Source organism: Micromonospora sp. CA-248212 (genome assembly GCF_050948405.1).
Lineage (GTDB): Bacteria > Actinomycetota > Actinomycetes > Mycobacteriales > Micromonosporaceae > Micromonospora.
In genome coordinates, this window is sequence record NZ_CP192023.1 from 862,858 (window position 1) to 886,610 (window position 23,753).

Below are 23,753 nucleotides of genomic sequence, written 5' to 3' on the forward strand. Positions count from 1 at the left end.
GTCAGCGGGGCCGGTAGGCGTCCAGCCGGACCGCCACGGACACCCGGGCGGGCTCGGGCAGCGCGGCCAGCCGTTCGGCGAGCGCGGCCGGGTCGGTGTGCCAGGCGCTCGGACCCATCCCGACCAGCGTGGCGACCTCCGGCCGGGTCAGGGTCAGTTCCGCACGGTGCACGGTCGAGTTGACCGGCGTGAAGTGGCCGCCCAGGGTGGCGGTCACCCGGTCGGCCTTGTCCGGGTCCACCCGGAGCAGGCGCAGGGCGTCCACCAACTCGGTGAGGTGCTCGTCGGCGGGCGTCACCACCAGCAGCGTGCCGGCGCGGTCGAGCACCCGGTGGAACTCCGGGCCGTTGCGCGGGGCGAACACGTTCAGCAGCACCGCCGCCGCACCGTCGGCCAGGGGCAACCGCTGCCAGGTGTCGGCGAGGGCCGCAGCCGCCCGGGGGTGCGCCCGCGCCGCGCGTCGCAGCGCCGGTTTGGCGACGTCCAGGGCCAGACCCACGGCGTCCGGCAGCGCCGCCAGCACCGCGCCGAGGTAGCGGCCCGTGCCCGCGCCGGCGTCCACCACCAGGGGGTACGCGTCAGAGCGCTCGATGCGTACCCCTGCTGTTGGCTCCTCGGAAGCGGGCGTGGCGCGAAGCCGCGCGACTGCCTCGGTCGCGGCGGCGGCGAGCGCCGTCGAGATGATGTCGTAGTGGCCAGCGGCCTGGAACTCCGCGCGTGCGGCGACCATCTCGGCGCTGTCGCCGACGTGCGGCGCCCGACCGGTGAGCAGGTTCACGTAGCCCTGACGCGCGACGTCGAAGGTGTGCCGGCGTGGGCAGCGCAGCGCACGGGCGTTGCCGGCGGCGGTCTCGGCCAGCGGTTCGCCGCAGACCGGGCAGCTCAGCCGGTCGAGGATGCGCGGGTCCACGTCAGGCCTCCGGGCCCCGGCGGGGACGGGGCGCGCGGCTCTGCGCGAGGTGGTCGACGACCCGGTGGGTGAACGCGCCGAGCGCCTCGACCTCGGCCGGGGTGAGCAGGTCGAGGAAGTGCTGCCGGACGGCGCTCACGTGGCCGGGGGCGGCGGCCTCGATGGCGTTCCGACCGGCCCGGGTGAGCACGACGATCGCGCCACGGGCGTCGTCCGGGCACTCCTGCCGGGTCACCAGGCCGCGCTGCTGCATCCGGGTCAGGTGGTGCGAGAGTCGACTGCGGGACCAGAGCATCCGGTCGGCAAGTTCGCTGAGACGCAGCCGGCCCTGCGGCGTCTCGGAGAGGTCGGAGAGCACGTCGTAGTCCGGCTCGGACAGGCCGGCGTCCTGGGTCAGCTCCCGGGCCAGTTCCAGGTCGAGCAGGCGACGCATCCGGCGGTAGCCCCGCCAGGCGCGGTCCTGGCGTTCGTCCAGCCATCGGGTCGCTTCCATGCCGCTCAGCCTAACGTCTTGGTTGACATGTCATCGAGTCGCCTCCTACGGTCGATGACATGTCAACCAAATTGTGGGACCTCTTCGGCGCCCGAGGGCGCGGCGTGCTCGTCACCCTGCGCCGCGACGGCCGACCCCAACTGTCGAACCTCGACTACCTGGCCGAACCCGGGCTGATCCGCTGCTCCACCACGGGCGACCGGGCCAAGGTGCGCAACCTGCGCCGTGACCCCCGGGCCAGCTTCCACGTGACCACGCCGGACGGCGGCGCGTACGTGGTCGCCGAGGGAACCGTGACGCTCACCGAGCCGGCATCGGCGACCGGCGACGCGGAGGTCGACGAACTGGTCGAGGTCTACCGGGGGATCCGCGGCGACCACCCGGATTGGGCGGACTACCGCGCCGCGATGGTCGCCGACGGGCGGGTGGTCCTGCGACTCGCCGTCGACCGCGTCTACGGCTGGCTCGGATGAGCGGGCTGGCGTGGCCGACCGCCGCAGGTGACTAGGGTCTGGGCATGGTCGCAACTATCCGGTACGAGGACATCGTCAAGGTCCCGAAGGCGCTGCTGCACGATCACCTCGACGGCGGGCTGCGTCCCGCGACGATCGTGGAGTTGGCGGCCGAGGCGGGGCACGAGCTGCCCACCACCGACCCCGAGGCGCTCGGACGCTGGTTCTCCGCGGCCGCCGACTCGGGGTCGCTGGAGCGCTACCTGGAGACGTTCGCGCACACCGTGGCGGTCATGCAGACCGGACCGGCGTTGCGCCGGGTGGCGCGCGAGTGCGCGCTGGACCTGGCCACCGACGGCGTCGTCTACGCCGAGGTCCGCTTCGCTCCCGAGCAGCACCTGGAGCGGGACCTGACCCTGGACGAGGTCGTCGAGGCCGTGCTGGCCGGGTTCGCCGAGGGAACCGCCCAGGCCGCCGAGGCGGGCCTGACCATCCGGGTGGGCACGCTGCTCACCGCCATGCGGCACGCGGCCCGCTCGCAGGAGATCGCCGAGCTGGCCGTGCGGCACCGGGACGCCGGCGTGGTCGGCTTCGACATCGCCGGCGCGGAGGCGGGCTTCCCGCCCACCCGCCACCTGGACGCCTTCGAATACCTCCAGCGGGAGAACTTCCACTTCACCATCCACGCCGGTGAGGCGTTCGGGCTGCCGTCGATCTGGCAGGCGATCCAGTGGTGCGGCGCGGACCGGCTCGGTCACGGCGTACGGATCGTGGACGACATCGCCCCGGACGGCACGCTCGGTCGGCTGGCCGCGTACGTCCGGGACAAGCGGATTCCCCTGGAGCTGTGCCCGTCGTCGAACGTGCAGACCGGTGCCGTGGCCTCGATCGCCGAGCACCCGATCGGTCTGCTGCGGGACCTGCGGTTCCGGGCCACCGTCAACACCGACAACCGGCTGATGAGCGGCACGTCGATGTCGCGGGAGATGTCGCTGCTGGTGGAGACGTTCGGCTACGGCTGGCGCGAGTTGCAGTGGTTCACCATCAACGCGATGAAGAGCGCCTTCATCCCGTTCGACGAGCGGCTGCGGATCATCGACGAGGTGATCAAGCCGGCGTACGCCAAGCTGCTGGCCTGATCCTCGTCAACCGTGCGGGTGGTCCTGTCGGTGGTGGGTGTGGTGGCCGGCGAGCAGGCCGGCCACCCGGCGCAGCACCTCCCGGGCCCGGGCCGCCTCGGCGCCCAACCCGGTCTGGCGGCGCAGCACCTCGGGTTCGGCCCGCAGCAGGGCCACGCCGCGCCGGACCAGCACCCGGGGCGCCTTGCGCTGCTCGGACAGGTCCCGGGCCAGTCGGCGCAGGAACGTCGCTCCGCGCGGGCGGCGCAGCGCGTACGCCCCGGCGAGCAGCCCACGGCGGCGGCACTCCTCGACGATCTCGGCGGCGAAAATCCCTTCGGCCACGAAAAGTGGCGATCCGTCGACATCAAATGGCCGGGTGGCCACCCGTCGATCCGCGCCGATCGCATAAACCGGCACATCGGCACGTCCCTCGCGGGCCAGTCGCGCAATCGTTTCGACGGCCGTGGAGGCGTCCCAGGACTGCGGCGATTCCCAATCGACCTGGCCGTTTCGTCGCGGCAACGTAGGGTCATCGCCGTCTTTGTAGAAGTCGTCAAGGCACAGCACAGGTAAGCCGGTTTGCTGCGCTATGTACGACTTTCCGGAGCCTGAGGGGCCGGCGAGCAGGACAACGCGGTGGGGATGATCCATTACCTTCAGTTACTCCGGCCAGACGGACTGCTATCAAATCGCATCAACATCTCATCACACTCTCGGCCGGTGACAACCTGGGCTTTCTTCTTGTCGAGCGGCGTGATGGAATCTCGGGGGTCCGACCCGCCGGGTCGGTCGCTGGGCGTTGCCCGGGGCAACGCGTTTCAAGCTGTAATCGCGAGGGCGGTGACGTGAGCAAACGGCCAAAGACGGCGGGCTCCTTCCTGTCGCGACTGCGCCGGCCGGCCAGTCGACTCCGGGACATGCCGATCTGGTCCAAGCTCGGTCTCATCATGATCGTGCCGACCATCGCCACGGTCGTTGTGGGCACCAGTGGTCTCGTCGACCACCTGGACACGCTCAACAATGCCAACCGGGCCGGCGACCTGGCCAATCTGTCGAGCTACTCGGGTGAGCTGGTCGACAAGCTCCAGGACGAGCGGACCTCCGCCGTCCTGCTGCTGCAGGCGACCGGGACGCAGCCGAAGGCGCAGTACCAGGAGGCCTACAACCGGGCGAACAGCCGGGTTGACCAGGCGATGTCCCCCTACCGGCAGCAGCGGGGCGACATCGAGGACCTGCCGGGCAGCCTTGAGGGCGTGCTCGGCGGCATCGACCAGAACCTCAAGGACCTGCCGGGCGTCCGCAGCCAGGTGTTCAACGGCAAGCTCAAGCTCGCCGAGGCGGTCCAGGCGTACGAGGGTCTGATCAACGACCTGCTCGCCATCCGGGACTCCGCCACCCAGCTCGCCGGCAACAACGAGCTGAGCGACCGGATGCGGGCCGCGGCGGCGGTCGCCCGGGAGAAGGAGTTCCTCTCGCTCCGGCGGGTCGTCGTGCACCGCGCGCTCGGCGTGCAGGGTGGTCAGCGGCTGACCCCGGCGCTGCGCACCGACTACATCGCCAGCGGCACCGGCCAGCAGCAGGCGCTGCAGAGCTTCAAGGCGGTGGCCAGCCCCGACGAGGCGAAGTTCCACGACCAGACGGTCGCCGGTGGTGACCGCCGCGAGGCGCAGAACTACATCGGCTGGATCGACGGCAACACGACCGGCGACATGCGCGGCGCTCCGTTCGGCCCGGACCAGTGGGAATCGGCCATGACGGCCAACGCCAAGCTGATCCGCGCCGTCGAGACGAAGCTCGACGGTGACGTGGTCGCCGAGGCCGACAACATCCGGTCGGACGTCCAGCGCCAGGTGTTCCTGGAGACCGGCCTGCTGCTCAGCATGCTGCTGCTGGCCATCCTCTTCGCGTACCTGGTCGCCCGCTCGATGGCCCGGTCCCTGCGCGAACTGCGCCAGGGCGCCCTCTCCGTCGCCCAGTACGGCCTGCCGCAGGCGGTGGCCCGACTGCGCGACCCGCAGGTCGTCGGGCAGCTCTCCCCGGTGCAGTTGGCCAACCAGATCGCCGAGCCGCTGCCGGTCCGGAGCAAGGACGAGTTCGGTCAGGTGACCGAGGCGTTCAACGCCGTCCACCTCGAAGCCGTCCGTACGGCCGCCGAGCAGGCGGCGCTGCGCGCCTCCGTCGCGACCATGTTCGTCAACCTGGCCCGTCGTTCGCAGATCCTGGTCGACCGCCTCATCGGGCACCTCGACCGGCTGGAGCGCGGCGAGGAGGACCCGGACCGACTGGCCGAGCTGTTCCAGCTCGACCACCTGGCCACCCGAATGCGGCGTAACGACGAGAACCTGCTCGTTCTCGCCGGCGCCGACTCCACCCGCGTGCAGCGCGAGCCGGCGGCGCTCATCGACGTGCTGCGCGCCGCGCAGTCCGAGGTCGAGCACTACACCCGTATCGAGTTCGGCGTCATCGACCGGGACATCGAGGTCGCCGCGCACGCGGTCAACGACCTCGTGCACCTCGTCGCCGAGCTGTTCGACAACGCCACCGCGTTCTCGCCTCCGGACTCGCAGGTCATGGTGGAGGCCCGCCGGGTCGGTGACCGCGCCTCGCTCTACGTGGAGGACCGCGGCATCGGCATCAGCCGCGAGCAGCTGCACGAGCTCAACGACAAGCTCGCGACGCCGCCCCAGGTGGACGTGGCCGTCTCCCGCATGATGGGCCTGGTCGTGGTCGCCCGCCTGGCGTCGCGGCACGGCGTGCGCGTCGAGCTGCGTCCCGGGTCCGACCGTGGCACGGTCGCCGACGTGACCATGCCCACCTCGGTGCTGGTGCCCCGGGCGCTCTCCGGCCGGGTCCAGCAGCCGCCGGCCCTGCCCGCCGCCGGCCCGCAGTCCACCCCGCCGTCGCCGGTTCTCGGCGCGCTGCCCGCGCTGGGCAACGGGTCGCGCCCCGGCGAGTCCGGCAACCAGGTCACCCTCGGCGGTCGGCCATTCGACCCGGCATCGCGCAACGGTTCCGGTACGCCCGCCAACACCGGCGCGTACCGCTCGATGCCCGCCTGGTCGGACCTGACCGGCGCGAGCGCGAGCGCGACGAACGGCGTCAACGGCGGCGACGGGTTCACCCCGCGCTCGGCCAACGGGCAGCCCATCGACCCACTGCCGCAGCGCCGGGCCGGCGACGAGCCGAACGGCGGCCAGCAGCCGACCATCCCCCGGCAGCTGCCCAGCAGCCCGGAGGCCCAGCCGTACTCCGCGCCGCCGGTCTCCGCCCAGCCGTACTCCGCCCAGCCGTACTCCGGCCCGCCGGTCTCCGCCTCGCCCGCGTCCGGTCAGCCGTACTCCGGCCAGCCGTACTCGGGTGCGCCGTACGGCGGTCCGCCGGTGTCCGCCGCGCCCGTCTCGGCCTCTCCGGCCTCCGGTCAGCCGTACTCGGCGCCGCCGGTCTCCGGCCAGTCGTTCAGCGGCTTCACCCCCCGGTCCGCCCCGCCCGCACCGGCGCCCGGCACCCCGGCGCCGCCGGCCTGGCCGCCGGTTCCCGGCGGCGAGCGGGACACGCAGACCCCGCCGGTGCCCGAGCGGCTCGCCGCCGCCCTGGACATGACGACGGAGCTGCCCCGGGTGCCGCGCCCTGGCGAGCAGCCGACCACCGCGGCCCAGCCGCCGGCTCCCGCGCCGCAGGCGTCGCCGGTCGCTGCCCCGCAGACGCCGGTATCGTCGATGCCGGCCGCGCCGGCCCAGACGTCGTCGGCCCGCCCGGCACCGCAGCAGCCGCAGGCCCAGAACCGCCAGCGGTACGCGGACGAGACGATGGAGCTGCCGATCTTCCGGGAGCTTGAGTCCGCCTGGTTCCGTACCCGCCGTCCGGGTTCGGAGGAGGCCGGTGCCGCGCCGTCGACGAACGGCGGCGACGCGACCCAACAGTTCGCCACGGTCGATGCCACCGGTCGGGCAGTCAAGACACCACCCGGAACGACAGGTAACACACCGATGGCAGACACTCCGACGGCCGGAGGAGCGCCGCGGGACAACGGGTCGACAGCGAACGGTGGCGGACGCCCCGACCTCGCCGAGGGCCTACCGAACCGCCGGCCCCAATCGCCGAGCAACGGCTGGCAGACCGCCGCCGACGACGGCTGGCGTGCCGCCTCGGCAGCGGCCAGCGCGGCGCCGGTGAACGAGACCACCACGACCGGCCTGCCCAAGCGCAAGCCGATGGCGCAGCTGGTGCCGGGCGCGGTGGAGAAGCCCGTCACCTCGGTCCAGCGGCGCTCCCCGGAGGCGGTCCGTGGCCTGCTCTCCGCCTACCATCGGGGCGTGCAGCGAGGGCGTAGCACCTCGGACAACCCGACCAGCCCGGAGGAGACTCCGGGAGGGCAGCAATCCTCGCAGTCTGGCTCAGGCTCAGCGGCCGGGAGCGGGCAGAAGGAGCAAGAAGGATGACAACTACGCAGGATCTTGGTTGGCTGCTGGCCAACTTCGCCGATCGGGTGCCGGGTGTCGCACACGCGGTCGCCGTCTCGGCGGACGGCCTGCTCCTCGCGTCGTCACGGGACCTGCCGCGGGACCGGGCAGACCAGCTCGCCGCGATCGCGTCCGGTCTGGTCAGCCTGACCCAGGGAGCGGCCCGCTGCTTCGAGGGAGGCGCGGTGCTGCAGACCGTCGTGGAGATGGACAATGGCTTCCTGTTCCTGATGTCCATCTCGGATGGTTCCTCCTTCGCCGTGCTGGCGGCCCGAAGCTCCGACGTCGGGCAGGTCGGCTACGAGATGGCGCTACTGGTCGACCGGGTGGGCGACGCCCTGACCCCGCAGCCGCGCGCGGCCGCGGGCATGCTGGGCTGACGTCTCGCCGATCGTGCGGTCGGCGCAACTGATACGACAAGGACGACGAGTTCCACCGGTGGGAGCCGGTACGGGGTGCGAAGGAGGTGAGCGGCGACATGGCCGATCGTGACGAACCGACCGGAGCGTTGGTCCGTCCATACGCCGTGACCCGTGGTCGAACCCGTCCCCGGCTCGACATCGCGCTGGAGGCGCTCGTCGAGACGACGGTGCGCGGCCGGGCCACTGCCAATGGCAGCGGCGGCCAGGGCCGCGAACACCAGTACATCGCCGCGCTGTGTGACGGACGCGTGCAATCGCTCGCCGAGATCGCGGCGCGGATGCAGCTGCCGCTCGGTGTGGCCCGGGTGCTCATCGCCGACATGGCGACGGACGGCCTGGTCGCGGTCCACGAGCCGACCATCCTGGACGACTCCGACGACGCGGTGGGCACTGAACTGCTGGAGAGGGTGCTGAGTGGACTTCGCAGGCTCTGACATGTCGCACCGCCCACCGACCCCGAGTGGGCGCGTGACGTCGGCGAAGATCGTTATCGCCGGTGGATTCGGCGTCGGTAAGACGACGCTGGTCGGCTCGGTCTCGGAGATCACGCCGCTGACCACCGAGGCCATCATGACCTCGGCCGGCGTGGGCGTCGACGATACCCGGCAGGTGCCGGGCAAGACGACGACCACGGTGGCCATGGACTTCGGCCGGATCTCGATCGACCGTGACCTGATCCTGTACCTGTTCGGTACGCCGGGTCAGACCCGATTCTGGTTCATGTGGGACGAACTGGTGCGGGGTGCGATCGGTGCGGTCGTGCTGGTGGATACCCGCCGGCTGGCCGACTGCTTCGCGGCGATCGACTTCTTCGAGCACCGGCGGCTGCCGTACCTGGTGGCCATCAACTGCTTCGACGGGATGCAGTACCACGACCCGCAGGACGTCCGGGACGCCTTGGCGATCTCGAGCGACGTGCCGGTGGTGGCCTGCGACGCCCGTAACCGGGAGTCGACGAAGCACGTGCTGATCTCGCTTGTCGAGTACGTGCTCACCATGCGTCGTACCCGCGCCGTCGCCCCGGCCTGACCGGTAGGCTTTCGCGCCCGGTGGTGGTTCCGACCGCCACCGGGCGGGCGATGCTGCCCACCCACCCACGCGCGCGACCAAGAATCCTGGAACGGCCCGCAGAGGCCCTTCCAGGATTCTGTGCGTCGCGGGCAGTGCCGCCCGTGACGGCGCGGCCCGCCGAGTTCGCTCCTGAACGCACTCCCGCCCCCAGCCATGTCGGCGGTGGGGGCGGGAGGAGGAACGGACGCTACCGAGGCGCTCAGGACTGGTAGCCGGCCGACCGGTACTCGTACTCGCGGTCGTCGTCGCGGTCCCCGTGGTCGCGGCTGAAGTCCCAACCGCCGGCGGCCTCGCGGCCCGGACGACCGCCCACCGCGAAGCCGCCGATCTCCTGACCGCGACGCCAGCCACGGAAGTAACCCGTGGTGTTCTCCGCGAGGCTCGCCGCGTCCCGCACGATCCGGAGTGGACGCTCCTCGCGCAACGGGGAGCCCGGGACCAGGTTGGCCTGCGGAACGCGCTTCGGCAGGCCGGCGTTGGTCTCGGCGCCGACCGCGGGGCGGGCGGCCTGCTCGGCGGCCTGCCATCCGGTGTCGGCGGTGGTCGACCAGTCCAGGTCGGACTCGTCGTCGCCGTGGCCCACGAACCAGGCGGACTTGGCCTGCGCGAAGATCAGCAGGTCGCCGTCACCCTCGTCGGCGACCGGCGGCGGCCGGTGCTCGACCGGGGGCGGCGGCCGGTGCTCGGCGGCCCGCTCGACCAGCGGTGCCGGACGGCCGTTGCGGTTGGCCTGCTCACGGTCGACCAGCCGCAGCGGCGGAGCGTCCAGGCGAGGCTCGCCCGAGGGTGGGTTGAGCCCTTCCCGCAGCGCCCGGTCGGCCAGCGGCGGCGGCTCGACCAGCCGCAGCATGGGAGGTTCCTGGGGTAGGTCATCGGCCAGCCAGGGTGGCGTGACCCGCCCGTCGGCCCGACCCGGGTCCGTCGGGGCTTCGACGCCCCGGTTACCGCCGTACGGGTAGGCGACCGGATTGTTCGGCGAGCTGTCGGCCGGGTCCTCCGGGTTGTTGACCAGAGGCCAGTTCGCCCGGGACCCCGGGGGGGCGGACAACTCCTGCTCCGGCCGGGGAGCGGGCACCGGGATGCTGAGGTCGGTGACGCTGAACCCACCGGTGGGTGGGTCCTGGACCGACGGCCGCTGCGGGTGGCCCTGCCGCTCGCCGTTGGTCTTCGGGCGGGGCGGGATGACCGTGCGCTGCCGCTCGGCCCGAGCGCTGTTGATGGCGGCGGTGGTCAGCGTGGGCCGGAACGGTTCGCCCGCCTCGGCCGGTGGCACCGCACCCCGCTGGGTCGGCGCGATCGGGGTGATCCCCGGTGGCGGGGGCGGAGGCGACGAGACCGGCCGGTTGGTCGGGCCGTCGATCCGGCTCGGGAGCGGCTCGGCACGACCGGGTGGCGCGGACACCGGCGGGCCGGCCACGGCGGCGGGCGCGATCGGTGCGGGCGCGACCGGTGGCGGGGTGACCGGAGCGGGTGCGACCGGTGGCGGACCGAGTGGCCGAGGCGAGGCCAGGGGAGAGCTGCCCGGGGCGGGCTCCGGCCGGCTGCGTCGGCCACCGACGGGCGTGGGCTCGGCGGGGGTCGGGGTCGGTCGGACGGAGCGCAGGCCGCTGCCCGCGCCCGTGCCGGCGAGACCGGTCAGCTCGCCGACGGCTTCGCCGCGTCGGGCGGCGGCCCGACGGCCGGGAATCGGCGCGGGGGTGCTGACGCGGGCGCTGAGCGCGCTCACCAGCGCCTCACAGCCCGCGTCGCAGGCCCGTACGGAGGCGACGGCCTGCCGGACCGTCTCGGCCACGGCAGAGGTGAGCGCCCGGTTGACGGCGGCGCGACGTGGCGTCTCCGAGATGGCGACCCGCAGCGCGGTGACCGCCTCGTTGATCTCCTCGGCGTCGGCGACCCCGTCCGCCGCGAGGTGAGCGGCGATGGCGTCCGCGGCGACGGAGACTTCGCGGCCACGGGCGATGGTGCCGCCGAGCATGCCGGGCTCGGGCAGTGCGTCCAGCACGGCCAGCGACACCGGTTCGGCCGGGTCCGGGTACGCGCGCAGCGCCGCCGGATACAGCTCCCGCAGCACCTCGCGCAGCGCCACGGCGGCGGAGTGCCGGCCGCTGGCCAGGGCGGCGTGGGCGGCGAGTACCTGCTTGTAGCCGGCGAGGTCCCGGGGAGCCGGCAGTGTGACGGCGGAGAGAGCGCCGGCCTGCAACGCGCGGGCCAGGCCGACGGCCCGGCGCTCAGCCGGGGGTGACTGCATCTCCTCCAGGGAGTCGTCGTCGGCGAAGCGCTCGGCGAAGTCGTCCACCGAGTCGTCGTCGGCGATCGCCAGGGGCCGACCCGCCGCGCTCAACAGCGAGGTGACCGTGTGGTCGTCGCTGTCGGCGGCGATGGCCGCACCGCTCGGCCCGCCCGACCGCTCCACGAGCAGCGCGACGAGCTGGGCGTAGCCGGCCGCGTCGTCGCCGATCTCGCAGACATGCAGCAGACGGCCTGCGTCGTCGACCACAGCGGACGTCAGCGTCGAACCGGCCGAGGCCGGTCGGTCAGCCGAATCCGCCGAGGCCAGACCGCAGTACACGCGCACGAGCGCCACGGCGTCGTCCTCCTCCCGGGACAGGTCTTCCTACTGCCAGCAACTGATGCTCCCCGGTACGGGTCAGTCGCGCCAGTCCACCACCGCAGAGATCTTGCCGACAATGGTGCGCCAACCCAAACTCGCGGTTTGTGCCCCGATCTTCTTCAGCCGTCGCCGGCCCATGAAGGCGCCGATGCCGCCGTTGGCCGTGGCGCGGAGCGCCTCGTCCAGGTCGTCGAGGCTGGAGCCGGCGGAGAGCATGTCCAGGACCGCAGGCAGGCGCAACGCGTACGACAGGTCGCGGGCGACCTCGCCGGCCTCGATCAGCAGGGTCGAGTCCCAGGTGTCGTGGCCGCCCCGCAGGTTCTCCACGACGAGGTCGAGTTCGTAGGTGTCCTCGTCGAGCGGCACGATGTCGGCCGGCTCCACCCGTTCGGACAATTCATTCCAGCTGTCCAGTTGGGACAGATCGTTGGGCGCGCCGGATCGGACGAAACTGACCAGCGACTCGGGGGTCTTGAACAGCAGCAGCTTGCCCCGGTGGCTGAGGAAGACCGGCACCTCCTCGTCGTCCGCCTCGTCGGTGGCGTCCTCGTCCTCGTCGGCGTCCTCGTCGGCGGTGGCGTCGGCATCACCGTCGGCGTCGGCGTCGCGGCGACGGCGCGAGGACTTCTCCTCCTCGTCGGCGTCGGCGAACTCCTCGGCCAGCTCCTCGTCCAGGATGACGACCGTCTCGTCGTCCTCCTCCTCGATGACCTGGCGGCGGGCGAGGAACGGGTCGTCCTGGTCGCGCTCGGTCACGTCGGTCGGGGTCAGCGAGCCGGCCGTCCGGTAGGCGCGCAGCGTGAAGCCGGTACCCGCTGGTAGGGCGATCTCGACCGGGTCGATCCGCAGCTCTTCCCAGAGCGACCTGTCGACCGCCGCGCGGGGGGTGTCGTCGGCCTCGTCGGCCTCGTCTGGCTCGGCCGGGCCGGTGGTGTCGTCGAGCTCGGGCTCGTCGGCGTCGGGCCGTTGGGGCGACTGGCGGGCCACGCTGACCTCCGTGTGCTTCGGGTTGCCCACCCACCGGGGTCTCCGACCGGCGAGTGACTCTGGGCACATACCCTAGTCGGCGACTCGGGAAGCCCGGAGCCCGCACCCCGGTGGCCGGCCGGGGAACGTCTCGTACCTGCGGGTGCGCGATGGTGGCGGACCGGCCGCCGGACAAGTAGCGTAGCTACACATGAAGGCCCAGTCGCTGCACGGTCACCTCGACGCCCTTCTGCTCGCCGTCCTCGAACAGGGGGCGCTGCACGGCTACGCCATCATCGAGTCCCTGCGGACACGCAGCGACGGCAGCCTCGACCTGCCCACCGGCACGATCTATCCGGCGCTGCGCAGGCTGGAGCGGGCCGGGCACGTGGCGAGCGCCTGGAGCACCGTCAACGGTCGGGAGCGGCGGACGTACCAGCTCACCGACTCCGGCCGCCGCGCGCTGGCCGGGGAGCGGGCCGGGTGGCAGGAGTTCCGGGTGACGGTCGGTCGGTTCCTCGACCCCGGCGGCGCGCCCGTCACCCCCGCCTGAGCGGCGACCGGGTCAGCGGGCGGTGGCCCGTACCCAGCTGCGCGCCGCCCGCGTCAGCGAGAAGTTTCCCGCACCCACCACCACCATGCCGACGATCATCGGCGGCCAGGTCAGCGCCGCGTCCCACAGGTCGATCGACCACACGAAGAGGGCGCCGCCGGCCGCCATGCCGAGGGCCAGCGTGCCGGTCAGACCGACGCCCACCACTCGCTGCGCCACCGCCAGGTGGGGTCGCGACGACCGTGCGCTCGCCCAGATCACCAGCAGCCCGGTCACCGCGAGCAGCAGCCCGCCGGCCCAGATCCAGTCGACCGAGGCGGACAGCAGCCGGTAGGCCGCGGGCGGCTGTGGACCGGCGCTCCAGCTCGACCCCTGCCACGTGAGGTCGCCGGCCGCCACCAGGACCCCGGCCACGGCCAGCATCCGCAGGGAGAGGCCGCGCAGGGCGGCCACCGCCAGCTCCGCCTGCCAGGAGGGCAACACCTGCGCCGGCGCGCCGAACTCGGCCACCGCCCGGCGCTGCGCCTCCGTGGTCGGCACACCCCTTTCGCGGTACGCGTCGACGGCGTCCAGCAGGTCGTGACGCGCCTCGGTCAACAGCTCCGACTTCAACCGCGCCGGGCCCTGCAACCGGGACCCCAGGTCCCGCAGGTGCTCCTCGACCAGGAAGTCGTCCGCATGCCGCATGGCACCACCCTGCCACGGGCGCGCGGGCGTCCACGTCGGGGACAACCCTGGTCCGTCCCCGAAACACGCCGCTGGTCGTCGTTCGGGCCCGCCGCAGGCCGGCCAGTTCTTATGAAACAGGCCCTGAGGGCGCGAACGCCAGGTACCCGCGCTCCGCCGCTGTCTGAAGAAGCCACTGGTCCCGGTACCAGCCGGGGACGGCGACCAACTCGGCGTGCCGGCCCCGCTGGATCACCCGACCGCCGTCGAGGACGACGATCTCGTCGAGGCCGGCCAGCCCGCTGAGCCGGTGACTGATCAGCAGGACCGAGTGCCCGGCGGGGGTGGCGGCGAGGGCGGAGGCGAGCACCGCGTCGGCGGCGGCCGGGTCCAGCCCCTCGGTGGGCTCGTCGAGCACCAGCACCGGCGGCGCGGCGAGCAGGGCCCGGGCGAGCGCGAGCCGCTGCCGCTGACCGCCGGAGAGCTGGCCGCCCTCCTCGCCGACCAGGGTGTCCCAGCCGGCCGGCTGGGCGCGGACCCAGTCCAGCAGGCCGGCGGCCGTGCTCGCCCCGGTCAGCTCGGCCTCGCTCGCGCCGGCCCGGCCGAGCAGCAGGTTCTCCCGGACGGTGGCGTGGAAGACGTACGCCTCGGCGAGCAGCCCACCCACGACCCGGGGCAACTCCTGCTCGCCGTACGCGGACAGGTCACGGTCGGCCAGGGTGACGTGCCCGGCGGTGGGGCGGACCGCACCGGTCAGCACCGCGGCCAGGGTGCTCTTGCCGGCGCCGCTCGGGCCGACGACAGCGATGCGCCGGCCGGCGGGCAGGTCCAGGCTCAGCCGGTCCAGCGCCGGCGCGGCGCCGACCCGGTACCGCACGCTCACCTCGACGAAGCGCAGGTCGTGCGGGCCGGACGGGTCCACCCCGGCGGCGGAGGGCGAGGGGCGGGCGGGGCGGCGTCGAGGAGGGCGGCGACCCGGGCCAGGCCGGGCCGCAACTGGGTCCACTGCCGGGCCGCCGAGACCAGGGCCAGCGCCACCTCCACGGCGGCGAGGGTGCCGACGGCCAGCACCCCGACGAGGACACCCCGTACGTCGGCGGCCAACGCGACCAGCACCACGGCGGCGGCGGTCAGCCCGGCGACCAGCACCCCGACCGCGTCCACCGCGAAGCCGGTGGCCGCCAACCGTCGTTCCAGGCGAGCCAGCCGACCGGCCCGCCACTCGGCGGCGCGCAGCGCGGCGTCGGTCGCCCCGAACGCGGCCAGGTCGGCGGCGCCGTGGGTGAGGTCGACGGCGTCGGTGGCCAACGCGCCACGCAGCGGCGCCACCTCGGCCGCGCTGCGTCGGGTGACCACGGTGGCCAGCGCCGGCAGCGCCACACCGGCGACGACCAGGCCGACGGCGAGCACCCCGGCGGCCGGTGCGGAGATAAGTGCCGCCCCGAGCACCGCCAGCACCCCGACCAGGGCTGCCGCCGCGCCGGGCACCAGGACCCGCAGCAGCAGATCCTGGACGGCCTCGACGTCGGAGACCAGCCGGCTCAGGACGTCCCCCGAGCGGTGTGGGGTGTGGCGACGGGCCGCGAGGGTGGCGAAGACCCGGGCCCGCACGTCGGTGATCATGCGAAGGACCGCGTCGTGCCCGGCGAGCCGTTCGGCGTACCGGAAGACACCCCGGCTGATGGCGAGGGCCCGGACCGCGACGATCGCCACCGTGAGGCGGTCCAGTGGAGGCCGGCCGGCGGCGCTCATCAGCAGCCACGTGGCGGTGGCCATGAGGGCGAGACCCGCGAACTCCGTGGCGGCGGCGAGCAGCCCGGCGCCGGCCAGGCGACCCAGGTACGGGCGGGCCAGCCGCAGCACGGCACGCTCCGCGGCGACCCGCCCGGTCGGTACGGCGTCGGCCTCCGGCGCGGGGTCCACCGGCTCTGGCACGGTGTTCATCTCCTCACCTTCGGAGTCGGCTCGGGCGTCAGCTCGGTGACCCGCCCGTCCTCGACGCGCAGGACGCGGTCGGCGTCGGCCAGCAGCGCCGGTCGGTGCGCGACCAGCAGCGCGGTCCGGCCCGCCACCAGCCGGCGGGTGGCGTCGAGCACCACCGCCTCACTGGCCGTGTCCAGCCGCGCGGTGGGCTCGTCGAGCAGCACCACCGGCGCGTCCCGCAGGAACGCCCGGGCCAGCGCCACCCGCTGCCGCTGCCCGCTGGAGAGTCCGTGGCCGCGCTCGCCGAGCAGTGTGTCCAGACCGTCGGGCAGGCCGGCGACCACGTCGTCCAGGGCCGCGTCCCGCACCGCGGTGGCGACCGTCTCTGCTCGGGTGTCCGGAGCGCCGAGCCGGATGTTGTCGGTCAGCGAGGCGGCGAACAGGTGGGCGCGCTGCGGTACCCAGGCGAGCTGTCGACGCCAGGCGTCCAGGTCGGCGGTGGCGAGGTCGATCCCGTCCACGGTGACCCGACCCTCGGTCGGCGTCACGAAGCCGAGCAGCAGACCGAGCAGCGTGCTCTTGCCGGCGCCGCTGGGCCCGATGACGGCGATCCGTTCGCCGGGCCGGATGGTCAGGGTCACGTCGCGCAGCGCGGTGGTCCGCTCGTACGCCACGGTCACGGCCTCAAGGTGGATCGCACCGCGCCCGTCGGGGACGGCCGCGCCCTCGGCGGCGCGGGGGGTGGCCGGCGCGGCGGAGACGGTGAGCGCCTCGTCCAGCGCCGTCAGCCCTTCCATGCTGGCGTGGAAGCGGCTGCCGGCCGCCCGGAGCGGCAGGTACGCCTCCGGCGTGAGCAGCAGCACCAGCAGCGCGGTGTGCAGGGCCAGCCCGCCGCCGAGCAGCCGGATGCCGACCGGCACCGCGACCAGGGCCACCGAGAGGGTGGCGACGAGTTCCAGCACCAGCGCGGAGAGGAACGCGATCCGCAGCGTCTTCATGGTGGCGACCCGGTGCCCGTCGGCCATCCGGCGCACCACCTCGGTCTGTGCCCGGGCCCGACCGAACGCCCGCAGGGTCGGCAGCCCGGCGACCATGTCCAGGAAGTGCCCGCCCAGCAGGGCGAGCCGCCGCCACTGCCGCTCGGTGGCGGCCTGCGCCTGCCAGCCCAGCAGCGCGCCGAAGACCGGGATCAGCGGCAGCGTCAACGCGATGATCAGCGCCGAGCTCCAGTCGGCGAGGACGATCCGCGCCAGCACCGCCACCGGCACCGTCACGCTGAGCACCAGCTGCGGCAGGTATCCGGTGAAGTACGCGTCCAGCGCGTCCAGCCCGCGCCCGGTGAGGGTGGCCAGCTCGCCCGCCCGCTGCCCCGCCACCCAGCCCGGCCCGTGCCGGCCCACCGCGCCGAGCAGGTCGGCCCGCAGGGTGGCCTTGACCGTGGCGGCGACCCGCGCGGACACCGTGCCCTGCGCCCAGACCAGCGCCGAACGGGCGGCGACGGCGAGCACGAAGCCCGCCAGCGCCGGCCGGTTCAGGCGCCCGTCGAAGGCGGTGGCCAGCACCGTCGCCAGGGCGGTGGCCTGCGCGACGATCAACGCGGCGGCGGCCACGCCGAGCAGCGCGAGCACGGCGAGGTCGCGCCGGGCCGCAGGGACCCGACGCAGCAGACGCGGGTCGAACGGACGGCGGTTCACCAGTACACCGGTGCCCTACCGTCGGTCCGTCCCCGGAAAACCCACCAGCACATCGCCTGGAAGCCTAGTAGGGCCGGCAGCAGCGGCAGCGCCACCCAGCCGAGCAGCCGCAACGTCGGCGCACTGGCGGCGGCGTCGGCCACCGTCAGTGAGGCGCCCGGGTCGGCCGTGGACACCAGCACGTAGGGCCAGAGGGCCGCGCCGACGAGCGCCACCGGCAGCGCCAGCGCCGCGCCGGTGGCGACCAGGGCCCACCCCGGCCGCCGCCGCGCCAGCGCCGTCCGGGCCGCCAGCAGCGCCGCCACCAGCAACACCGGCAGGAGTACGGCCACCGCCGGTCGCTGGACTGCGTCGCGTACCCGGCCGGAGAGCAGGCCGACGACGGTGGCGAGGCCGACCGCGGCGAGTGCCACCGGCATCAGCCGACGGGCCGTGCGTCCGGCCACGGCGGCGGCGTCGGATGGCAGGCGCAGCGTGAGGAACGTCGCACCGTGCACCGCGACCAGGGCGAGCATGGCCAGCCCGGCGGTGGCGGCGAACGGGGTGGCCAGGTGCGACACCCCGGCGACGTGCCCGTCGGCCTGGCGGGGTACGCCCTGCAACAGCGCGGCCAGCACCACCCCCCAACCCAGCGCGGCGAGCGCGCTCCCGACCACGATCACGCGGTCCCAGCGGGCGCGGACCCGCTCGTCGCCCGGTCGGCTACGCAGTTGCACCCCGGCGGTGACCAGGACGACCCCGACCAGCACGCCGGCGACCGCCGGATAGCAGCCGGCGAGCAGTTCACCCTCCAACACCGGGAAGGCGCCGAACAGGATGCCCACGGCGGCGACCAGCCAGACCTCGTTGCCGAGGAAGAACGGGCCGAGGGCGGTCAGTGCGGCCCGTCGCCCGGCGGGCGCGCCGCCCCGGGCGAGCAGCAGCCCGACGCCGTAGTCGTAGCCGGCGAGCACGAGGTAGCTGGCGAAGAAGAGGCCGAGCAGGGCGTACCAGGCGAGGTCCACGGGTGATCTCCTCAGGCGAGCACGGGTTCCGGCTGGGCCGGTTCGGTGGGTGGTGCCGGCGGACGGCCGAGAGCCGGGTCGGCGGCGCCGCGGCCCGCGTGCCGGGCGAGCAGCACCCAGTTGGTGACGGCGAGGGTGCCCAGCAGCAGGCTGAAGCCGATCAGCGAGGTGAGCATCACCGGCGCGCCGACCCCGGAGACGGCCTGTTCGGTAGGGAGCAGCCCGTATGCCACCCAGGGCTGGCGGCCGACCTCCCGGGCGATCCAGCCGAGGATCACCGCGACGAACGGCAGCGGCGCGCCGAGCAGGATCAGCCAGAGCGGGAAGCGCAGCCGGATCACCCAGTCGCGGAAGAGCAGCGGCAGCAGGAACCAGACGCAGCCGAGCGTGAAGCCGATCAGGATCATGAAGCCCAGCCCGACGCTGGCCAGGGCCGGTGGGGTGTAGTCGCCGGGGCCGAACCGCGTCGTCCACTCGCCGATCAGCGCCTGCGCCTCAGGACTGTTCCCGCCGAACTTGGTCGGCTGCACCGTGCCGACCGGCCCGAACTGGGCGAACCCGAAGCCCTGCACGAGGCTGATCGCCAACGCCGAGGTGACCAGGCCGATCCGCAGCGAGGTGCGAAAGAGCGCAAAGTCGGGCGTACGTCGGATCAGGTGCCACGCGCTGACCGCCGCCATCAGCATCCCGCCGACCAGGAGCGCGGCGGAGACCACGTGCCCGAACGCCATGCCGAGACTGGGATTGGTGAGCAGCGCGCCGAAGTCGGTGAGGTGGGCGATGCCGTCGCGGACCTCGTACCCGACGGGGTGTTGCAGCCAGGAGTTCGCCACCATGATCCAGAAGGCCGAGGCGTACGCGGTGAGCGCCACGCCCCAGAGCAGCGCCAGGTGGACGCCCTTGCCGAGTCGGTGCCAGCCGAAGATCCACATGCCGAGGAACGTGGACTCCAGGAAGAACGCCACGAGTGTCTCGATCGCCAGCGGGGCGCCGAAGACGTTGCCGACGTAGCGCGACAGGCCGCTCCAGTTCAGCCCGAACTGGAACTCCATCACGATGCCGGTGGCGATGCCGAGCACGTAGTTGATCACGTAGAGCTGGCCCCAGAACCGGGTCAGTCGCTCCCACTTCGGATTGCCGGTGAGCACCCAGGCGGTCTGCATGCCGACCAGCAGGGTGACGAGGCCGAGCGTGACGACCACGAACAGGAAGTGGATCGACGTGGTGGTGGCGAACTGGAGGCGAGCGAGGAGCAGCGTGTCCATGGCCGGCTCTTTCCTAGCTGTTGGCTCCCTTGTCATAGCAACCCTACACGTAGTCTAGCTACATATCCCGACGCCCGAAGGCGGTGATCAAGAGGTTCGCGTCAGAAATCGAGCGGTTCTTGACGCGAACCTCTTGATCACCGCGCCCGGGCGGGTGGGGTGGGGTGGGGGGGGGGGGGGGGGGGGTTAGGTCAGGAAGAGGGTTATGGGGAGGGAGACCAGGGTTGCGGCTACCGCGAGGGCCGTGGCGCCGAGGGCGCGGGGCGGTCGGTCGGTGACCAGGAGGCGCTGGACGCGTACGTCGAGATCGCGGTCGCCCAGGCCCAGCGCGCCGGCCGGAGTGACCCGGTGCCCGGCGGCCGCGAAGCGACGCAGCGCACCCGCCAGCGGCGCCTCAGCGTGCAGCTCGCGGGCCTTGTCGTCGGCGCGCATCTCGACCAGCAGGGCGACCCGCTCGTGCGCGTCCCGGACCCAGCCGAACCACGGCAGCGCCCGGCAGAGCGCGGTGAACGGCAGCAGCACCAGGTCGTGCCGTTCGTGGGCGTGGGCGCGTTCGTGCGAGAGCACGGCCGCCAGTTCGGCCCGGTCGAGCAGGCTCAGCGTGCCCGCACTGACCACCACCTGCGGCTTCACCCCGGGCAGGCAGTACGCGGCGGCGCTCGGATGGTCCAGGACGAGCGCCCCCGGGGCGGCCGGGTCGTCCCGGGCCACCAGGGTGAGCAGGTCCCGGTGCCGGCGCTGGGCGCGGATCGTGCCGTGGATGCTGCGGACGGTCGTGGTGACGAGCACCGCGCCGATGCCGAAGCCCACCCCGACGCCGGCGAGGTGCAGCGCCGTCACGCCGATCGGCAGGGTGCCATGGGCGAGGTCGCCGGTCAGGGCGAGCAGGGCGCTCCCGGTGGGCCGGTCGTACGCGGCCAGCCCGAGCGCCATCGGTAGCCCCATCGCGGAGAGGCCCAACGCCAACCCGACGGCCTGCCAGCAGACGATCGCCACCCGCGGACTGCGCCACGTCCAGGTGGAACGGGCCAGCACCTGCGCGGTCAGATAGCAGGCCAGCATGGTGGCGGCGAAGTGCACGGCGTAGGCCATGGCGTGCCTACCGCTCCGCTGTCTCGTCGGCCGGCCGGCGGCCCGCCGGCGGATCCACGCGGTCGGTCAGCTCGGCCTCGCTGCGGGTCGCGCCCGCCCCGGTCAGCCCGGCCTCGCTGCCGAGGGCCGCCCGGAGCACCTCGGCCTCGGTGCCGGTCACCGAGCGGGCGAAGCGCACCAGCGCCGCGTCCCGGCTGCCGCCCAGGTCGAGGGCGTCCAGCATGAGCTGGGCGATGTGCGCCTCGCGGCTGGCCGCCGGCCGGTACCGCCAGGCCCGGCCCTCCCGCTCACGCTGCACCATGCCCTTGCCGGCGAGCCGGTCGAGGACGGTCATCACCGTCGTGTACGCCAGTTCGCGGCCGTCGAGCGCGTCGGCGACCTCGCGCACGGTCACACCGTCCGACGTGCCCGGGACCACGTCCCACAGCACGTCCATCACCGCACGCTCAAGATCGCCCAACCGAGTCACAGCTCAATCCTACCCCCGGTAGTAGACCCCGCCCCCGGGCGGCCCGGACGCTGGTCACCCACCACAAGATCCCCACAAGAATGGGGATGTTGCTGCCTCCAGCGCTTCGGAAGCAGCAACATCCCCAAAGTTGCGCAGATCTTGGCCGCCTCGACCGCAGCAACCCCGCCGACCGGCAACTCAACGTCGGGCGGCACCCGCAAGCTGACCCACCCGACGGGCGTGGCCCACGTCAGGTTTTCCGGGGGGAGCCCGCCCACGCAGGGATCAAGCCTGACCGCCCGGAGTGGGCGGGCTCCCCCCGGAAAACCCCAAGGCCGAACCGCCAGATCAGACCCCCTTGGGGTGCCACACCGTCTTCGTCTCCAGCAGGGTCGTCATCCGGGTCACCCCGGGGTCGGCGGTCCAGTCGTGGTCGGCCGGGGCCGGTCGGAGCACCCGCTTCAGGTTCTCGGCCGCCTTGACCTCCAGCTCGCTGGCGAGCGACGCGTCGGTCACCCCGGTCAGGTCGATCGCGTTGACGTCCAGGTGCGCGGCCAACGTGGGCGCGGTCTCGGTGATCGCGCCGGTCAGGATGTTGACCACACCGCCGGGCAGGTCGGAGGTCGCCAGCACCTCGGCCAGCGTCACCGCCGCCAGCGGTTCGGACGGCGACGCCGCCACGACCACCGTGTTACCGGTGACGATCGCCGGGGCGATCACGCTGACCAGGCCGAGCAGCGCCGGGCGTTCCGGGGCGACCACCGCGACCACGCCGGTGGGCTCGGGCGCGGAGAGGTTGAAGTAGGGGCCGGCGACCGGGTTCGCGCCGCCGTACACCTGGGCGAGCTTGTCGGCCCAGCCGGCGTACCAGACCCAGCGGTCCACGGCGGCGTCCACCTCGTCGCCTCCGATGCCCAGCGCGACGAACTGCTCGCGGCGACCCTCCAGCATCTCGGCGGCCCGGTAGAGGATCTGACCCCGGTTGTACGCGGTCGCGCCGGCCCAGCCCTTCACGGCGGCGCGGGCGGCGACCACCGCGTCCCGGGCGTCCTTGCGGGAGGCCAGTGACACATTCGAGGACTGCACGAGATACGACCGTCCCGACTCGCTGCGCGGGAACTTCCCGCCGATGAAGAGCTTGTACGTCTTGCGTACCGCGACCCGCTCAGACATTGAGGTACCCCTCCAGCCCGTGCCGGCCGCCCTCGCGACCGTAGCCCGACTCCTTGTAGCCGCCGAACGGCGAGGTGGGGTCGAACTTGTTGAACGTGTTGGCCCAGACCACGCCGGCGCGCAGCCGGTCGGCCATCCACAGGATCCGGGAGCCCTTGTCGGTCCAGATGCCTGCCGACAGCCCGTACGGCGTGTTGTTGGCCTTCTCCACGGCCTCGGCCGGCGTGCGGAAGGTGAGCACCGACAGCACCGGCCCGAAGATCTCCTCGCGGGCGATTCGGTGGGCCTGGGTGACGCCGGTGAAGATGGTGGGCGCGAACCAGAAGCCACGGTCAGGCAGCTCGCACGGCGGCGACCAGCGCTCGGCGCCCTCGGCGGAGCCGGCGTCGGACAGCTCGCGGATCCGCTCCAGCTGGGCGGCCGAGTTGATGGCCCCGACGTCGGTGTTCTTGTCCAGCGGGTCGCCGACGCGGAGTTGGGCCATCCGCCGCTTGAGCGACTCCAGCACGCGGTCGGCGACGTTCTCCTGGACGAGCAGGCGGGAGCCGGCGCAGCAGACGTGTCCCTGGTTGAAGAAGATGCCGTTGACGATGCCCTCGACGGCCTGGTCGATGGGGGCGTCGTCGAAGACGATGTTGGCGGCCTTGCCGCCCAGCTCCAGGGTCAGCTTCTTGCGGGTGCCGGCGACCGACCGGGCGATGGCCCGGCCGACCTCGGTCGAGCCGGTGAAGGCGACCTTGTCCACGCCGGGGTGTTCGACCAGCGCGCGCCCGGTGTCGCCGGCGCCGGTGACGATGTTGACCACGCCGGCCGGCAGGTCGGCCTGCTGGCAGATCTCGGCGAACAGCAGGGCGGTCAGCGGGGTGGTCTCGGCGGGTTTGAGCACCACCGTGTTGCCCGCCGCCAGCGCCGGGGCGATCTTCCAGGCCAGCATGAGCAGCGGGAAGTTCCACGGGATGACCTGGGCGGCCACCCCGATCGGCTGCGGGTTCGGCCCGAAGCCGGCGTGACCGAGCTTGTCGGCCCAGCCCGCGTAGTAGAAGAAGTGCGCGGCGACCAGCGGCAGGTCGACGTCGCGGGATTCCTTGATCGGCTTGCCGTTGTCCAGCGACTCCAGGACGGCCAGCTCACGCGAGCGCTCCTGGATGAGCCGGGCGATCCGATACAGGTACTTGGCCCGGTCGCGGCCGGGCATCGGACCCCAAACCTTGTCGTACGCCTTACGGGCGGCCTTGACCGCACGCTCCACGTCCTCGGCGTCGGCCTCGGCGACCTCGGCCAGCACCTCCTCGGAGGCGGGGTTGATCGACTTGAAGCTGCCGCCGCTGGTCGGGTCGACGAACGTGCCGTCGATGAACAGCCCGTACGCGGGCTTGAGGTCCACCACCGAGCGGGACTCGGGGGCGGGGGCGTATTCGAACATCGG

General features: G+C 73.2%; 20 protein-coding genes and 1 pseudogene. 7 read left to right on the forward strand and 14 right to left on the reverse strand.

Translation table 11 applies throughout. From position 1 onward, the window contains the following. Position 1: 1 nt before the first annotated feature. Entirely contained in the window at positions 2–910 is a 909-nt protein-coding gene (locus ACQP03_RS04085; RefSeq protein WP_357397243.1) for a putative RNA methyltransferase, read from the reverse strand. Between the two features lies 1 nt (position 911). Continuing rightward, positions 912–1,403 (reverse strand): MarR family winged helix-turn-helix transcriptional regulator, encoded by a 492-nt coding sequence (locus ACQP03_RS04090; RefSeq protein WP_357130392.1) that lies wholly within the window; start codon positions 1,401–1,403, stop codon positions 912–914. A gap of 59 nt (positions 1,404–1,462) precedes the next feature. Between ACQP03_RS04090 and ACQP03_RS04095 the strand changes: the two genes are divergently transcribed. Next, a complete protein-coding gene (locus ACQP03_RS04095; protein WP_357397239.1) occupies positions 1,463–1,876 on the forward strand; it encodes a PPOX class F420-dependent oxidoreductase in 414 nt (137 codons plus the stop codon). Positions 1,877–1,920: 44 nt separating this feature from the next. After that, a complete protein-coding gene (locus tag ACQP03_RS04100) occupies positions 1,921–2,994 on the forward strand; it encodes an adenosine deaminase (protein ID WP_357130386.1) in 1,074 nt (357 codons plus the stop codon). A gap of 6 nt (positions 2,995–3,000) precedes the next feature. On the opposite strand, the gene ACQP03_RS04105 is transcribed toward ACQP03_RS04100, so the two are convergent. Then, positions 3,001–3,318, reverse strand: coding sequence for a hypothetical protein (locus ACQP03_RS04105; RefSeq protein WP_355048938.1), 318 nt, complete (start codon positions 3,316–3,318; stop codon positions 3,001–3,003). Between the two features lie 503 nt (positions 3,319–3,821). On the opposite strand from ACQP03_RS04105, the gene ACQP03_RS04110 reads away from it, so the two are divergent. The 4 genes from ACQP03_RS04110 (at position 3,822) to ACQP03_RS04125 (ending at position 8,887) form a co-directional block, all read left to right on the forward strand. Next, on the forward strand, positions 3,822–7,415 hold the full coding sequence (locus ACQP03_RS04110) for a sensor histidine kinase (protein ID WP_357397235.1): 3,594 nt from the start codon (positions 3,822–3,824) through the stop codon (positions 7,413–7,415). Then, positions 7,412–7,816 (forward strand): roadblock/LC7 domain-containing protein, encoded by a 405-nt coding sequence (locus ACQP03_RS04115; protein ID WP_007455462.1) that lies wholly within the window; start codon positions 7,412–7,414, stop codon positions 7,814–7,816. The genes ACQP03_RS04110 and ACQP03_RS04115 overlap by 4 nt, the downstream gene beginning before the upstream one ends. Before the next feature lie 98 nt (positions 7,817–7,914). Continuing rightward, positions 7,915–8,292 carry a DUF742 domain-containing protein gene (locus ACQP03_RS04120; protein ID WP_357130437.1) on the forward strand — a complete coding sequence of 126 codons (378 nt, stop codon included), beginning with the start codon at positions 7,915–7,917 and terminating at the stop codon, positions 8,290–8,292. A 1-nt stretch (position 8,293) separates the two neighbouring features. Continuing rightward, positions 8,294–8,887, forward strand: a complete 594-nt coding sequence (locus ACQP03_RS04125) for a GTP-binding protein (RefSeq protein ID WP_334628720.1) — start codon at positions 8,294–8,296, stop codon at positions 8,885–8,887. A 241-nt stretch (positions 8,888–9,128) separates the two neighbouring features. Here ACQP03_RS04125 and ACQP03_RS04130 read toward each other — a convergent pair whose 3' ends face one another. Together ACQP03_RS04130 and ACQP03_RS04135 are read right to left on the reverse strand one after the other, a co-directional pair. Beyond that, complete coding sequence (locus ACQP03_RS04130; protein WP_357130434.1) at positions 9,129–11,537, reverse strand: transposase; 2,409 nt, start codon at positions 11,535–11,537, stop codon at positions 9,129–9,131. Between the two features lie 39 nt (positions 11,538–11,576). Beyond that, a complete protein-coding gene (locus ACQP03_RS04135) occupies positions 11,577–12,557 on the reverse strand; it encodes a DNA primase (RefSeq protein ID WP_357171837.1) in 981 nt (326 codons plus the stop codon). 160 nt (positions 12,558–12,717) lie between these two features. On the opposite strand from ACQP03_RS04135, the gene ACQP03_RS04140 reads away from it, so the two are divergent. Next, complete coding sequence (locus ACQP03_RS04140) at positions 12,718–13,059, forward strand: PadR family transcriptional regulator (protein ID WP_357130377.1); 342 nt, start codon at positions 12,718–12,720, stop codon at positions 13,057–13,059. Positions 13,060–13,071: 12 nt separating this feature from the next. On the opposite strand, the gene ACQP03_RS04145 is transcribed toward ACQP03_RS04140, so the two are convergent. The 9 genes and pseudogenes from ACQP03_RS04145 to ACQP03_RS04185 all read right to left on the reverse strand — a co-directional run bounded on the left by ACQP03_RS04145 (position 13,072) and on the right by ACQP03_RS04185 (position 23,750). Further along, entirely contained in the window at positions 13,072–13,746 is a 675-nt protein-coding gene (locus ACQP03_RS04145; RefSeq protein ID WP_357171836.1) for a permease prefix domain 1-containing protein, read from the reverse strand. Between the two features lie 109 nt (positions 13,747–13,855). Continuing rightward, a pseudogene (gene cydC, locus ACQP03_RS04150) lies at positions 13,856–15,669 on the reverse strand (thiol reductant ABC exporter subunit CydC). Then, entirely contained in the window at positions 15,666–17,342 is a 1,677-nt protein-coding gene (gene cydD / locus ACQP03_RS04155; RefSeq protein ID WP_357171834.1) for a thiol reductant ABC exporter subunit CydD, read from the reverse strand. The pseudogene cydC and the gene cydD overlap by 4 nt, the downstream one beginning before the upstream one ends. Beyond that, positions 17,339–18,346 carry a cytochrome d ubiquinol oxidase subunit II gene (locus ACQP03_RS04160; protein WP_357397226.1) on the reverse strand — a complete coding sequence of 336 codons (1,008 nt, stop codon included), beginning with the start codon at positions 18,344–18,346 and terminating at the stop codon, positions 17,339–17,341. Before ACQP03_RS04160 ends, cydD begins: the two co-directional genes overlap by 4 nt. Before the next feature lie 11 nt (positions 18,347–18,357). Beyond that, positions 18,358–19,611, reverse strand: a complete 1,254-nt coding sequence (locus ACQP03_RS04165) for a cytochrome ubiquinol oxidase subunit I (RefSeq protein WP_357397224.1) — start codon at positions 19,609–19,611, stop codon at positions 18,358–18,360. Positions 19,612–19,797: 186 nt separating this feature from the next. Beyond that, positions 19,798–20,703 carry a M56 family metallopeptidase gene (locus tag ACQP03_RS04170; protein ID WP_357130355.1) on the reverse strand — a complete coding sequence of 302 codons (906 nt, stop codon included), beginning with the start codon at positions 20,701–20,703 and terminating at the stop codon, positions 19,798–19,800. A gap of 7 nt (positions 20,704–20,710) precedes the next feature. Next, entirely contained in the window at positions 20,711–21,172 is a 462-nt protein-coding gene (locus tag ACQP03_RS04175) for a BlaI/MecI/CopY family transcriptional regulator (RefSeq protein ID WP_357130352.1), read from the reverse strand. A 330-nt stretch (positions 21,173–21,502) separates the two neighbouring features. Further along, positions 21,503–22,327 carry an aldehyde dehydrogenase family protein gene (locus tag ACQP03_RS04180; protein ID WP_357175041.1) on the reverse strand — a complete coding sequence of 275 codons (825 nt, stop codon included), beginning with the start codon at positions 22,325–22,327 and terminating at the stop codon, positions 21,503–21,505. Next, positions 22,320–23,750: an aldehyde dehydrogenase family protein gene (locus ACQP03_RS04185; RefSeq protein ID WP_357130346.1), complete on the reverse strand. Its 1,431-nt coding sequence runs from the start codon at positions 23,748–23,750 to the stop codon at positions 22,320–22,322. The genes ACQP03_RS04180 and ACQP03_RS04185 overlap by 8 nt, the downstream gene beginning before the upstream one ends. Between the last annotated feature and the right edge of the window lie 3 nt (positions 23,751–23,753).

Excerpts from the sequence above, each read along its gene's own strand:
- ACQP03_RS04090 (WP_357130392.1), bottom strand. The coding sequence starts at position 1,403 with ATGGAAGCGACCCGATGGCTGGACGAACGCCAGGACCGCGCCTGGCGG.
- ACQP03_RS04095 (WP_357397239.1), top strand. The coding sequence starts at position 1,463 with ATGTCAACCAAATTGTGGGACCTCTTCGGCGCCCGAGGGCGCGGCGTG.
- ACQP03_RS04100 (WP_357130386.1), top strand. The coding sequence starts at position 1,921 with ATGGTCGCAACTATCCGGTACGAGGACATCGTCAAGGTCCCGAAGGCG.
- ACQP03_RS04115 (WP_007455462.1), top strand. The coding sequence starts at position 7,412 with ATGACAACTACGCAGGATCTTGGTTGGCTGCTGGCCAACTTCGCCGAT.
- ACQP03_RS04120 (WP_357130437.1), top strand. The coding sequence starts at position 7,915 with ATGGCCGATCGTGACGAACCGACCGGAGCGTTGGTCCGTCCATACGCC.
- ACQP03_RS04125 (WP_334628720.1), top strand. The coding sequence starts at position 8,294 with ATGTCGCACCGCCCACCGACCCCGAGTGGGCGCGTGACGTCGGCGAAG.
- ACQP03_RS04140 (WP_357130377.1), top strand. The coding sequence starts at position 12,718 with ATGAAGGCCCAGTCGCTGCACGGTCACCTCGACGCCCTTCTGCTCGCC.
- ACQP03_RS04145 (WP_357171836.1), bottom strand. The coding sequence starts at position 13,746 with ATGCGGCATGCGGACGACTTCCTGGTCGAGGAGCACCTGCGGGACCTG.
- ACQP03_RS04165 (WP_357397224.1), bottom strand. The coding sequence starts at position 19,611 with ATGGACACGCTGCTCCTCGCTCGCCTCCAGTTCGCCACCACCACGTCG.
- ACQP03_RS04170 (WP_357130355.1), bottom strand. The coding sequence starts at position 20,703 with ATGGCCTACGCCGTGCACTTCGCCGCCACCATGCTGGCCTGCTATCTG.
- ACQP03_RS04180 (WP_357175041.1), bottom strand. The coding sequence starts at position 22,327 with ATGTCTGAGCGGGTCGCGGTACGCAAGACGTACAAGCTCTTCATCGGC.
- ACQP03_RS04185 (WP_357130346.1), bottom strand. The coding sequence starts at position 23,750 with ATGTTCGAATACGCCCCCGCCCCCGAGTCCCGCTCGGTGGTGGACCTC.